This is a genomic window from Microbispora sp. NPDC088329 (assembly GCF_040685655.1).
GTDB lineage: Bacteria > Actinomycetota > Actinomycetes > Streptosporangiales > Streptosporangiaceae > Microbispora.
Window position 1 is genome coordinate 208,990 of the sequence record NZ_JBFBIP010000002.1, and the last position, 12,507, is coordinate 221,496.

Sequence of the window (12,507 nt, forward strand, 5' to 3'; positions counted from 1 at the left end):
TACAGGCTAATTCTATTAGCCATGAAGCGCAAGACGGATGCCTGCTCGCGGCCCGGCGGACCGCTCAGTGGCTCAGGTCCTGAAGGCCGACCACCCGAAGCAGCTCCAGCCGATCGTGGGACTCGCTGCCGGGGCGGGCGGTGTAGACGACCAGCCGCTGGTCGTGCTCCGGGCTTAGCAGCACCTCGCAGTCCAGCTCCAGCAGGCCGACGACCGGATGCAGGAAGCGTTTGACGTCGGCGCGGCGCACGGCGACGTCGTGGGTGTCCCACAGCGCCGAGAACTCCTCACTGCGGGCGCGGAGCCGGCGTACGAGCCCTGCCAGCCGCGCGTCGTCCGGACGGCGGGCGAGTGTGGCGCGCAGATCCGCCACCGCCGTGCGGGCGGCGCGGTCACGGTCCTCGGCCGGGAAGAGTTCCCGCGCGGACGGGTCCGTGAAGTAGCGCCAGACGACGTTGTGCTCCGCCTCGGGGAGGGCGGACACGTCACCGTGAAGCGCCTTGTCCATCGCGTTCTGTGCGAGGACGTTGCCGCGGTCGCTCACCACCCGGGCGGGGGTGTCGATCAGCCGGTCGAGGACGAGCAGCAGGCCTGGACGGACATGCTCAGTGGCCCTCCGGTCCCGCGGTGGCTCCTCGCCGGCCAGGTGGAACAGATGATCCCGTTCGTCGCCGGTCAGCCGCAGCGCGCGGGCGACGGCGGCGAGCATCTGGCGGGACGGGCGCGAGCCCCTGGCCTGCTCCAGCCGCGTGTAGTGGTCGGTGGACATGCCTGCCAGCTGCGCCACCTCCTCGCGGCGCAGTCCGGGGGTGCGCCGCCGCGCGCCCTGCGACAACCCCACGTCGGCGGGGCCGAGCCGGGCACGGGAGCGGCGCAGGAAGTCGGCCAGTTCGGTTCTGTCCACGTCCCCACCATGCCCCGGGACTCCGGACACAGCCAGGGATCGCCCGTCCCCGGATAAGGGCGTCTCTCCCGCCGAGGCCCGCGGCGCCCCACGCTGAAGACCGGCTCGGCGGACCGGCGGCCACCGCGAGGGGCGGCGAGACGAGCCCCGGAGAGGGGCCGCGCCACGCCCGGCACTCCGGCTGTTCCGCGGGTTCGCCATCACTACGAACGACCCGCATCTTCGACAAGGAAGGCGTGATTCGCATGCGGTACCGCACACTCGGCCGGACCGGTATCAAGGTCAGCCCCTATGCGCTCGGCACACTGATGTTCGCCACGGCCGTCGGCAACCCCGACCCGGACGACTCGATCCGCATCATCCACAAGGCGCTGGACGCGGGGATCAACGTCGTCGACACCGCCGACGTCTACGGCGATTCCGAGGAGATCGTCGGCAGAGCGCTCGAGGGGCGTCGTGACAGCGTGGTCCTCGCGACCAAGTTCAGCCGTCCGATGGGTGACGATCCCAACCGGCAGGGCGCCTCGCGACGCTGGATCATGACCGCGGTCGAGAACTCGCTGCGCCGCCTGCGGACCGACCACATCGACCTCTACCAGGTCCACCGGCCGGACCCCACAACGGACATCGAGGAGACGCTTTCCGCGCTCTCGGACCTGATCCGCAGCGGCAAGGTCCGCGCGATCGGGACGTCCGCGATGCCCGTCTCCGACATCGTCGAAGCCCAGTGGATCGCCGAGCGGCGCGGTCTGGAGCGGTTCCGCGCCGAGCAGCCGCCCTACTCGCTCCTCAACCGCGGCATCGAACGCGAGGTGCTGCCGGTCGCGCAGCGCTACGGGATGGGCACGCTCGTGTGGGGTCCGCTCGGACAGGGACTGCTCACGGGACGCGTCCGCCAGGGGCGGCAGAACGAACTCCGCCGCGCCGGCATCCTCAGGCACCTCAACGACGAGCACCGTCTCGACGCCGTCGAGCGGTTCATCGCGCTCGCCCAGGAGGCAGGTCTGCCGCCGACCCACCTCGCCATGGCGTTCGCCATCGCTCATCCCTGCGTGACCAGCGCGATCATCGGGCCGCGCACCATGGGCCACCTCGACGACCTGCTCGCCGGTGTCGAGGTCGCGCTCACCGACGACATCCTCGACCGGATCGACGAGATCGTCCCGCCCGGCACCGACGTCGGCACCCTCGACCAGGCCCACGTGCCTCCGGCCTTCCAGCGCGCGGATCTCCGCCGCCGCCCCGCCGGCGAACGCCCCGCCGCCTGACGTCCCCGCCACCGGCGCCTTCGGCAGCCGCCGCACGCCGTACCTCGGAGCGTGCGAGGGTGGGGGGCGTCGGCACGCTCGGCCTGACCATCGTCCTTTACGTTGTAGATTCACAAGGGGGTGGACAGCCGCGCGACTTCCCGCGCGTGGACAGCCGGGTCAGCCTCCTGCGGAGACCCGGGCGCTCAGGTCCTGCCAGATCTTGTCGACCTGGGCGTCCAGGTCGTCCAGGGATCCCTCGTTGCTGATCACGATGTCGGCGATCCTCAGCCGGTCCTCGCGCGAGGCCTGCGCGACGATCCGCGCGCGGGCGTCCGCCTCCGGCATGTGCCGGAACCGCAGCAGGCGCTCCAGCCGCACATCGTCCGGCGTGTCCACGACGATCACCACGTCATAGAGCGCGGCCAGGTCGTTCTCCACCAGCAGCGGCACGTCGTAGACGACGACCGCGTCGTCCGGGGCCTCCCGCTGGAGCTGCTGAGTGCGCTCGCCCACCTTCGGGTGGACGATGCCGTTGAGGACCTTCAGCTTCTCGGCGTCGGCGAAGACGACGGCGCCGAGCCGTCCCCGGTCCAGCGTGCCGTCCGGGCGGAGCACGTGCTCGCCGAACGCCTCGACGATCTCCGCGAGCCCGGGGGTGCCCGGCTCCACGACCTCCCTGGCGATCTTGTCCGCGTCGATGACGACGGCGCCCAGGGCCGCGAGCCTGCGCGACACCTCGCTCTTGCCCGAACCGATGCCGCCTGTGAGCCCAACCTTCAGCACGTCCCGCAGCCTATCGGGCCGATCGCGGTATGCCCGACTCGGTCCTTCGCGGCCGGAGGCGCGGCGCCGGGCGCGGAGGCGACGCACTATCGCCGGTCCGCGAGCCGATTTTCCGGCGCGCGAATCACGGCCGGCCCTGCCACCGCCAGCGCGTACGCGCACGACACGGCGACGCCGGCCCAGCCGGGGAGCGGGAAGTAACCGGCGGACGGCGCGTAGTGGGCGACCACCTGCGGATACTCCACCGCCGTCTGCTGGACGGCGAAGCCCGCGGCCGGGGTGAGCCGCAGCAGCCATCGCGACACGTCATCGGGCAGGAACGGGAACGCGGTCACCGCGAAGGGCACGGCGACGAGCGACAACGCGAGGGTGATCGCCGCCCAGCCGCGCCGCAGCAGGACGCCCAGCCCGCACGCGAGGACGGCGCAGAGAGCGAGCACCGTCGCGGTCCCGGCCACGACCCGGACGCCGGTCAGTCCGGAGACCGGCTGCACGGGGACGCCGTTGCCGTGCAGGATCGCGACACCGACCGGCAGGACCACGCCGACGGCGGCGAGCCCGGCCGCGATGGTCGCGGCGCCGACCACCACGCCCCTGGCGGCCAGGACCCGGCGACCTGCCGCCGTGTCCGGCCGGGCGCCGTATCGGGCGGCGAGGACGATGACGATGATCAACATGATCACCAGGCCGGGCAGCGTCCTCTCGACGGGGACGGTTCCCTCGCTCCCGCTCGGGCCGATGTCGCCGGTCCCGCTCACGGTGACGACGCCGTCCTTCTCTACCGCGCCGGAGGCGTTGTGGTGCTTCTCCCAGTCGGTCTGGTTCATCTCGCCGACGGCCTCGCCGCGCCACGCGCCGGCGGCCGCGCCCACGACGGTGACGTGGTCGAAGACCCCGGTGGCCTGCGTGAAGCGGCTCTCTTCGACCGCTCCGCCGAGTCCGACCTTCCGCAGGGTGAGATCGCCGGGAGAGGTGGCGAACAGCCCGACCTGCACCGTTTCCGGGAGACCGGCCGGTTTCACCGTCCCGACCGCCTGCCAGCGCCGGCCGTCGGCCGATTGGAAACCGGTGACGGTGTCGCCGGAGCGCGTCAGGCGCAACCAGCGCGGGAACGGTGGCGTGAGGTCGCCCTCACCCGCGGCGATGTCGTGCCGGTAGTCGTACTGCATCCGCACGCCGTGCCCGCCGGTCATCATGAGTGCCGCGTAGGAGGAGCCCTGCCGGACGCCGTCCTTGACGATGATCCCGGCCTTCGCCCACGGCACCAGGCCGGAGACGATCCGGTCGTGGCGGGGCGGCGGATAGGTGATGGTGCCGGTCATCGAGGTCATCCGCACGGTGATGGAGCCCTCCCGGCCGAGATCGCGGTGCAGGAACCAGAACCGGTCGCCGACGATCGAGCCGTCCGCGGCGGTCGCGTCGGCCGGGCAGGGTCCCGCGCAGGACACCCGGCTTCCGAGGGCGTAGAGCAGGCCGGCGACGATCACGATCAGGGCCGCCGCGGCCAGGGCGATCAGCCGGGCGGGGCGGCGGAAGGCCGTCCACTCCTGTTTGAGAAGTTCTCCGATGAGCATGCCGTCGTTCTACGGGCGCCGGCCCAACACCGCCCGAACCGCCGCTGTCACCCCGTTGTTAGGTCCGGCCCGGCATGCTGGAGGCGTGATCAGGCTGCGCAACCGGACCGTGGGACTCCGCTTCACGATCCTGTACGCCGGAGTGTTTCTCGTCTCCGGAATCGGACTGCTGTCGCTCACCTTCCTGCTCGCCGGCGAGGGAAGACACAGCGTCCCCGTCGACCGGCGACCGACACCCCTGGGCGGCCCGGACGAGCTGCGCCAGCACGTTCGCCGTCTACAGGAGCAATTGGCCGAGGTGAACGCGCAGCACTCCCGGCAGTTGCTGGCCGGCTCCCTGCTGGCGCTGACGGTGATGGCGGTCGTCTCCGTGCTGGCCGGCCGGGCGCTCGCCCGCCGGGTGCTGCGCCCGCTGCGGACGATCACCGCCGCGACCCGGCGTATCACCGCCGACGACCTGCACCGGCGGCTGAGCGTCAGCGGCCCGGCGGACGAGGTGAAGGACCTGGCCGACACCGTCGACGACCTGCTGGGGCGGCTGGAGGCGTCGTTCGCCGCCCAGCGCCGGTTCGTCGCCAACGCCTCGCACGAGCTGCGGACTCCGTTGGCGACCATGCGGGCGTCACTCGACGTCGCCGTGGCCAAGCCCGGCGTGACGCGGCAGACGCTCGTCCTGGGCGACCGGCTGCGTACGCAGCTGGACCAGGTGGACCGGCTGCTCGACGGTCTCCTCGTGCTGGCGAGGGCTCAGCACGGCGCGCTGACCGGTGCCGCCGACGTCGATCTGGCCCGGCTGGCCGCGCGGGCGATCGCCGATCACACCGGCGGGATCGCGGCGAAACGGCTCAACGTGACCGAGGATCTGCGGGCAGGCATGGTCACGCGGGGCGACGCCGCGCTGCTTTCCCGCATGGTGGAGAACGTGGTCGACAACGCCGTGACGCACAACGAGGACGACGGCTTCATCCGGCTCGAGACCTTCCGGGAGGACGCCGGCGTCCGGCTCGTCGTGGAGACCGGGGGGCGCGTCCTCGATCAGCGGGATGTGGACCGGCTCGCCCAGCCGTTCGAGCGGCTCGGCGAGGAGCGCACCGGGTCCGAGAACGGCTCCGGCCTCGGGCTGTCCATCGTCGCGGCGATCGCGGCCGCCCACGGCGGGCGGCTCGAACTGCTCGCGCGGCCGCGGGGAGGCCTGCGTGTGTCGATCGCGCTGCCGTCCGTCCCGGTTCCGGCCGAGGTGGGGGCATGAGGGTCCTGGTCGTCGAAGACGCACGGTCGCTCGCCGAGGTCGTCGCCGAGGGCCTGCGCGATCAGGGGATGGCCGTCGACATCAGTCACGACGGGCTGTCCGCCGCCGCCAAGCTCGACCTCACGGCGTACGACGTGGTGGTCCTGGATCGTGATCTGCCCGGCCTGCACGGCGACACGCTGTGCCAAATGATCACCGAGCGGCCGGACCGCCCGATGGTGCTGATGCTGACGGCCGCCGGGACACCCGGTGACCGCGTCACCGGCCTGACCCTCGGGGCGGACGACTACCTCACCAAGCCGTTCCACTTCCCCGAGCTGGTCCTGCGTGTCCAGGCGCTGGCCCGTCGTAAACCGGACGCGCGCCCGCGGATTCTGCGCGCGGCCGGGATCGAGCTGGACCCGGTGCGCCGGACCGTCGTGCGGGACGGCCGGCGGCTCGACCTGTCCGTGAAGGAGTTCGCCCTGCTACAGGCGCTGATGCGGGCGAGCCCCGGCTTCCTGAGCGCGGAGGCGCTGCTGGAGCGGGTCTGGGACGAGAACGCCGACCCCTTCACCAATACGGTGACGGTGACGATCGGCCGGTTGCGCCGCAAGCTCGGCGAACCACCGGTCGTCACGACGAAACCCGGCGTGGGGTATCGGCTCGCCTGAGCCTCTCCTCGCCCGCGTCGCACGGGTGTGGGACATCCAGGGGCGGCGTCGGGAGCACCGTGACGCCCCGTTGCCGGCCGCCTAACGGCTCAGGGCGTGCTCGCCTCGGGCGTCCGGCGCAGGTGGATCAGGGTCAGGTGGTCCTGCACCCGCTCCCGCCGGGTCTCGCGATAGCCGAGGCGGCGATAGAGCCGCAGGTTCCCCTCCGACAGGTGCCCCGTGAACAGGTCGAACGCCGTCGCCTCCGGCACGGCCTCGTGCATCGCGGCCAGCAGCGCGCTGCCGACCCCCCGCCCCTGCCGGTCCGGCGCGACCACGAGGCGCCCCACCAGGCAGGTCGAGCCGGACAGCCGGCCCCGGGCCGCGCCGACGATGCGCCCGCCGTCCTCGGCCTTCAGCACGATCCCCGTCTCGATCACCGTACGCACCTGGTCGAGCGACTCCACCAACGGCGCGAGGAACGGGTCGCCGTAGAGCTGTGCCTCGGTCACGTACGCGGCCCGCTGCAGGGTGAGGATCTCCCCGGCGTCCCCGGGCAGGGCCCTCGTGATCTCCACCACGAGGGCCACCCTATCGGCGCATCCGCCCCCGCCACGCGCGAGCCGGGCGCGGGGACGTCATTCGCCGCGGCCGGTCACCGCGTACCGCAGGATCACGTTCTCCGAGCCGTCCCTGCGACGGGTCTCCAGGAGCCGCAGCGGCGGGACCGGCCCGGCGAAGGCCGCGGTGCCCCCACCGAGGACGGCGGCGCCGACCATGAGGTGCAGTTCGTCGACGAGCCCGGCGACCAGCAGGTCGTTCCAAAGCGTCCGGCTGCCGAACATGAGGATGTCCCTGCCCGGCCGGCTCTTCAGCTCCGCGACGACCTTGTGCGCGCCGGCCCGCCGCACGATGGTCGTGCTGTCCGTCCACGGCGCCGTGTCCTGCTCGGTCAGGGAGTCGGACACGACGACCTTCCGCAGTTCGTTGTTCCGCCGGCCGATCTCCCGGTGCACGTCGGCCACGGCGGGGTTGTTCACCACCGCCGGCGACAGGGCGGGGTTGTCCGCCACGGCCGGCCAGTACGCCTTGAGGCCCATGTACGTCGTCGCGCCGAGCAGCAGCGTGTCGGCCGCCCGCTGCCGCTCGAGGTTGTGCGCGTCGAAGAAGTCGTCCATCGGCAGGGCCATGACGTCACCGCCCGGTCCCTCGACGTACCCGTCCAGGGACATGATGGCGGAAACGATCAGCTTGCGCATGGTGTGCGTCCTTCGGGTCGAGTGGTGGAAACCGTCACCCGATCAGAGACACCTGCCGTGGCGAATTCATCGGTCCGGCGGAAAAATCTCCGCGGCCGCCTCGACTTCGGCGGGCACGGGGAAACGGCGGGTCACCTCGGGGTCGACGAAGCCGGCGATCCACGAGACCCGGCCGTCCCGCAGGCTCAGCACGTTGACCGCGCCCAGGCGGAACCGTTCCCCGTCGTACTGGTAGCAGGCGAACGCGGGCTGCCCGTTCGCCGCGATCGGCAGCAGACGCCACGGCGTGGCGAACACCCGCTCGGCCAGGAACCGGCCGACGTCCTCGCGGCCGTCGAACCAGGCGGGCAGCGGCGGCATGGTGAAGCGGGCGTCCTCGGACAGCAGGTCGAGCAGCGCCGGCACGTCGGCCCGCTCCCACGCCGCCACGAACGCGTCCACCAGCGCGCGGCGTCCGGACGGGCCCACCGCGGTCAGCTCGGCCTGCTGCGTACGGCCCGGCATGCGCTGCCGTACGACCGTCCGGGCGCGCTGCAGCGCGCTGTTCACCGACGCGGGCGTGGTGCCGAGGATCTCGGCGGCCTCCGCCGCCGCGAACCCGAGCACCTCGCGCAGGATCAGTACCGCACGCTGGAGGCCCGGCAGGTGTTGCAGCGTGGCGACGAAGGCGAGCTCGACGCTCTCCCGCCTGAGGTATGCCGCCGCCGGGTCGGGCTCGTCGTCGGCGGGCAGGTCGTCGGGCCACGGCTCGATCCAGACGGGCCCCGCCACCGGCTCCCCGAGATCTCGAGTGCCGGAGCGAGCCGGGCCGTGATCGAACGACAGCATCCGGCGGGGGCGTCGCGAGGACAGCCTCAGGCAGACGTTGGTGGCGACGCGGAAGAGCCAGGTGCGCAGTGAGCTGCGGCCCTCGAAACCGGGCAGCCCCCGCCACGCCGCGAGCAGCGACTCCTGGAGCGCGTCCTCGGCGTCCTGGACCGAGCCGAGCATCCGGTAGCAGTGCGTGTAGATCTCCCCGCGATGCCGCTCGACCAGCGACTCGAACGCCGCCTCGTCCGCGGACGGCTCTTGCGGTGATCCGGCGCCTTCGATCATGGACCCATCATGCCGTCCGGCCGGTGGCACGCGCCGCCGCATTCGCCACCTATCGCCACCCTGGACAGCGGAAAGGCCCCGCCGAAGCGGGGCCTTTCGTGGTGCTGTGGAGGGCTCTGCCGCGACCTCCGGTCAGGAGACCGGATGTCAGCTCTGGCCGCCCGCCAGCTTCTCGCGCAGGGCGGCGAGGGCCTCGTCGGAGGCCAGGGCGCCGCCGCCACCACTCGTCTGCGCGCTGGTCTCGCCGGTGTAGGACGACGGAGCGGCCTCGCTGGCCGCCGCCTCCTCCTGGCGGGCCTTCTCGATCTGCGAGCGGTGCGCCTCGAAGCGGGCCTGGGCCTCGGCGTACTGCCGCTCCCACTCCTCACGCTGCTTGTCGAAGCCCTCGAGCCACTCGCCGGTCTCGGCGTCGAAGCCCTCGGGGTAGATGTAGTTGCCCTGGTCGTCGTAGGTCGCCGCCATGCCGTACAGCGTCGGGTCGAACTCGACCTCGGCGCCCTCGTTGGCCTGCTTGAGGGACAGCGAGATACGGCGGCGGTCCAGGTCGATGTCGATGATCTTCACGAAGATCTCGTCGCCGACCTGCACGACCTGCTCCGGAATCTCCACGTGGCGCTCGGCCAGCTCGGAGATGTGGACCAGGCCCTCGATGCCCTCCTCGACCCGGACGAACGCACCGAACGGCACCAGCTTGGTGACGCGGCCCGGCACGACCTGGCCGATCTGGTGGGTGCGGGCGAACTGCTGCCAGGGGTCCTCCTGCGTCGCCTTGAGCGACAGCGAGACCCGCTCGCGCTCCATGTCGACGTCGAGAACCTCGACGGTGACCTCCTGGCCCACCTCGACGACCTCGGACGGGTGGTCGATGTGCTTCCAGGACAGCTCCGACACGTGCACCAGACCGTCGACGCCGCCGAGGTCCACGAACGCACCGAAGTTGACGATCGAGGACACGACGCCCTTGCGGACCTGGCCCTTCTGCAGGGTGTTGAGGAAGGTCTGGCGAACCTCGGACTGGGTCTGCTCCAGCCAGGCGCGGCGGGACAGGACCACGTTGTTGCGGTTCTTGTCCAGCTCGATGATCTTGGCCTCGAGCTCACGGCCGACGTACGGCTGCAGGTCGCGCACGCGGCGCATCTCCACCAGGGAGGCGGGGAGGAAGCCGCGCAGGCCGATGTCGAGGATCAGGCCGCCCTTGACGACCTCGATGACCGTGCCGGTGACGATGCCGTCCTCGTCCTTGATCTTCTCGATCGTGCCCCAGGCGCGCTCGTACTGGGCGCGCTTCTTGGACAGGATGAGGCGGCCTTCCTTGTCCTCCTTCTGGAGAACCAGGGCCTCGACGTGCTCTCCGACCTCGACGACCTCAGCGGGGTCGACGTCGTGCTTGATGGAGAGCTCGCGGGACGGGATGACGCCCTCGGTCTTGTAGCCAATGTCGAGCAAGACCTCGTCTCGATCGACCTTGACAACGGTGCCCTCAACGATGTCGCCGTCGTTGAAGTACTTGATGGTCTCGTCGATCGCGGCGAGGAAGGCCTCCTCGGAACCGATGTCGTTGACCGCTACCTGCGGGGTGCTCGAGGTGGCCTCAGTGCTGCTCGTCATGTGTGGAATTGCTCCGAACCGGACAGATGTCGTTGTGACAGGAGCGTGGCGGGCCATTTTTCGTTCACCGGATGATCTGCTTCCTGGTAGCCACCAGATGACCGAGCGCGAGCCGCATCCGTCCGTGACGCGCGCGAGCCCACAACGCAGCGATCAGCATATGAGACGGAGCGAGCCGGGTCAATCCGAGGCAACCGGACGGGCGCCTAGTACGTGATCACGGTCGTGGCCCTGGCCGGCGAAAGCGTTGCCCGGAGTTTGCGCGGCACGGACACCCGGGCCGGATCCCCATCCGACGTATAACGCTCTCCTGGGTGTTTGTCGAGCCAGTCGAGCCAGTAGGTCGTGCACCAGCGCCGGCAGTCACCGTGTTTCCCGTTGGACTGCACTCTCGGGATCGCGTAACGCGGGAAACTTTTCGCGTAGGGCGAAACCGCGGGCTGCGCGCCCGCCAGGAAGACGGCGTCGAAGTGGTAGCGGGTGCCGTCCCACGTGCCGTCGTGAGCCCTGCCGAGCTTCCTCGGCCGCGACCCGTACGGCAGCGCGAAGGTCGTCGAGGCCGGCACGCCGATTTTCTTCAGCAGCCGCTCCTGCCGGACGATCTGCTCACTGACCCCGTTGTTGGACAGCCGGCGCAGGTCGGGGTGGGAATAGGTGTGGTTGGCCACCTCAAAGCCGTGATCGAGCAGCCACTTCACCGCCTGCTTCTGCCGGTTCCGGTCGCGGAGGCCGAACGGGTCGCGGTTGACCCAGAAGGTCGCGGTGGGGCGGAAGTTCGGGTATTTCGCCGCGACCTCGTAGATGATGCCGACGGCCGTGTCGTTCTTCGGCATGCCGTTCTCGTCCACCGCGAAGTGGCTGGGGTGGCCGTCGTCGAAGGTCAGGACGACGGGATGGGTCCCGGCCGGAATGTCGATCTTCCTGGCGACCAGTTCGGCCGCGGTGATCGGCACGTAGCCGCTCCTGGCCAGGCGCTCCAGTTCCTTGCGCAACTGGCCGGGAGTCCGGTCGATGGACGCCATCCGCTTGTGCAGGATGCGGTGGTACATGATCACGGGCACCAGGCCGGCCTCGTTCGCCTTGGCCTTCCTGGCCGACTCGGCGGTCGCCTTCGGCGGGGCCGCACTGGGCTCGGGCGACGGCGGCCGCGCCTGCGCCCGCACCTGCGAGCGCCCGTCTCCCCCCGTCCGGGGCAGGAGCACGAGCGCGACAAGACCGATCACAACAACGACGACATTGGCGATTGCAGTCATTCGGGCAAGATTGCGCACAGTCATTTGACCTTACTGCCCGGCGTGTCCGCATTCACATGTGTTGCAATTTTCCTGTGGACTGGAGCCTTCGTGCCTGCGGACGGCACGGGCACGTCACCTACGCCCCGGACGAGGAGGCGCTGCGCAACCGCCTGCGCGCCGAGACCGCACTGGGCGAGGCATGGCGCTGTCTGCGCTGCGGCGACTTCACCCTGGGCCCGCCGCACGGCGCCGGACCGGCCGGCGACGCGCCCGTCGTGCTGCGGGGCCGGGCGCTGCGGGACGCGGCCGTGCTACGGCTGATCGCCGTCTTCCGCTGGGCCAAGGTCGTGCTCCTGGTCGCGGGCGCGTACGGCGTGTGGCGGTTCCGGGCCCATCACGACGCCGTACGACGGGCGTTCGACCAAGACCTCCCCTTGATCAGGCCGCTGGCGCACAAGCTCGGGTGGAACCTCGATCAGTCGGGTGTGGTGCACACGCTGCGCACCGCGCTGGCGGCGCGGACGACGACCCTCGCCTGGATCTTCCTCGCCCTGCTCGCCCTCGCGGCCCTGCTGCTGACCGAGGGAATCGGCCTGTGGCTGTTGAAGCGGTGGGGCGAGTACTTCTCGGTGATCGTCACCTCGGTGTTCATCCCGGTGGAGATCTACGAGATCGCCGAGAAGGTCAGCCCGTTCCGGATCACGGTCCTCCTGATCAACATCGCCGCCGTGCTGTACATCGCGCTGAGCAAGCGCCTGTTCGGGCTGCGCGGCGGACGGGCGGCGTACGACGCGGAGCGGCATGAGGCGAGCCTGCTGGAGGTCGAGGAGGCGGGCCTGACCGCGGCCGGGCGGGGCCACCACACAGCGCGCCCAGCGCGCCCCTCGCGCCACCCCTGACCCCTCGCCCGGCGGGCCC

12 protein-coding genes are annotated in these 12,507 nt (G+C 71.1%); 4 read left to right on the top strand and 8 right to left on the bottom strand.

What is annotated here, in order from left to right; genetic code table 11:
- Positions 1–64: 64 nt before the first annotated feature.
- On the bottom strand, positions 65–904 hold the full coding sequence (locus tag AB0O28_RS05435) for a helix-turn-helix transcriptional regulator (protein ID WP_363636568.1): 840 nt from the start codon (positions 902–904) through the stop codon (positions 65–67).
- 245 nt (positions 905–1,149) lie between these two features.
- Between AB0O28_RS05435 and AB0O28_RS05440 the strand changes: the two genes are divergently transcribed.
- Complete coding sequence (locus AB0O28_RS05440; RefSeq protein WP_363636570.1) at positions 1,150–2,172, top strand: aldo/keto reductase; 1,023 nt, start codon at positions 1,150–1,152, stop codon at positions 2,170–2,172.
- A 159-nt stretch (positions 2,173–2,331) separates the two neighbouring features.
- On the opposite strand, the gene coaE is transcribed toward AB0O28_RS05440, so the two are convergent.
- Together coaE and AB0O28_RS05450 are read right to left on the bottom strand one after the other, a co-directional pair.
- Complete coding sequence (gene coaE / locus AB0O28_RS05445; RefSeq protein WP_363636572.1) at positions 2,332–2,937, bottom strand: dephospho-CoA kinase; 606 nt, start codon at positions 2,935–2,937, stop codon at positions 2,332–2,334.
- Between the two features lie 86 nt (positions 2,938–3,023).
- Complete coding sequence (locus AB0O28_RS05450; protein ID WP_363636574.1) at positions 3,024–4,511, bottom strand: hypothetical protein; 1,488 nt, start codon at positions 4,509–4,511, stop codon at positions 3,024–3,026.
- A gap of 85 nt (positions 4,512–4,596) precedes the next feature.
- Between AB0O28_RS05450 and AB0O28_RS05455 the strand changes: the two genes are divergently transcribed.
- Together AB0O28_RS05455 and AB0O28_RS05460 are read left to right on the top strand one after the other, a co-directional pair.
- On the top strand, positions 4,597–5,760 hold the full coding sequence (locus AB0O28_RS05455; RefSeq protein ID WP_363636576.1) for a HAMP domain-containing sensor histidine kinase: 1,164 nt from the start codon (positions 4,597–4,599) through the stop codon (positions 5,758–5,760).
- Complete coding sequence (locus AB0O28_RS05460; protein WP_363636578.1) at positions 5,757–6,413, top strand: response regulator transcription factor; 657 nt, start codon at positions 5,757–5,759, stop codon at positions 6,411–6,413. The genes AB0O28_RS05455 and AB0O28_RS05460 overlap by 4 nt, the downstream gene beginning before the upstream one ends.
- A gap of 89 nt (positions 6,414–6,502) precedes the next feature.
- Here AB0O28_RS05460 and AB0O28_RS05465 read toward each other — a convergent pair whose 3' ends face one another.
- The 5 genes from AB0O28_RS05465 to AB0O28_RS05485 all read right to left on the bottom strand — a co-directional run bounded on the left by AB0O28_RS05465 (position 6,503) and on the right by AB0O28_RS05485 (position 11,607).
- Positions 6,503–6,973 carry a GNAT family N-acetyltransferase gene (locus AB0O28_RS05465; protein ID WP_363636580.1) on the bottom strand — a complete coding sequence of 157 codons (471 nt, stop codon included), beginning with the start codon at positions 6,971–6,973 and terminating at the stop codon, positions 6,503–6,505.
- Positions 6,974–7,030: 57 nt separating this feature from the next.
- Positions 7,031–7,651 (bottom strand): dihydrofolate reductase family protein, encoded by a 621-nt coding sequence (locus AB0O28_RS05470; RefSeq protein WP_363636582.1) that lies wholly within the window; start codon positions 7,649–7,651, stop codon positions 7,031–7,033.
- Between the two features lie 66 nt (positions 7,652–7,717).
- Positions 7,718–8,746 carry an RNA polymerase subunit sigma-70 gene (locus tag AB0O28_RS05475; protein ID WP_363636584.1) on the bottom strand — a complete coding sequence of 343 codons (1,029 nt, stop codon included), beginning with the start codon at positions 8,744–8,746 and terminating at the stop codon, positions 7,718–7,720.
- 147 nt (positions 8,747–8,893) lie between these two features.
- The gene (gene rpsA, locus AB0O28_RS05480; RefSeq protein WP_363636586.1) at positions 8,894–10,354 is read right to left on the bottom strand and encodes a 30S ribosomal protein S1; all 1,461 of its coding nucleotides are present in this window, start codon (positions 10,352–10,354) and stop codon (positions 8,894–8,896) included.
- Between the two features lie 206 nt (positions 10,355–10,560).
- Positions 10,561–11,607, bottom strand: coding sequence for a polysaccharide deacetylase family protein (locus AB0O28_RS05485; protein WP_363636588.1), 1,047 nt, complete (start codon positions 11,605–11,607; stop codon positions 10,561–10,563).
- A gap of 74 nt (positions 11,608–11,681) precedes the next feature.
- Between AB0O28_RS05485 and AB0O28_RS05490 the strand changes: the two genes are divergently transcribed.
- The gene (locus AB0O28_RS05490) at positions 11,682–12,488 is read left to right on the top strand and encodes a DUF2127 domain-containing protein (RefSeq protein ID WP_363636590.1); all 807 of its coding nucleotides are present in this window, start codon (positions 11,682–11,684) and stop codon (positions 12,486–12,488) included.
- The last annotated feature ends 19 nt before the right edge of the window (positions 12,489–12,507 follow it).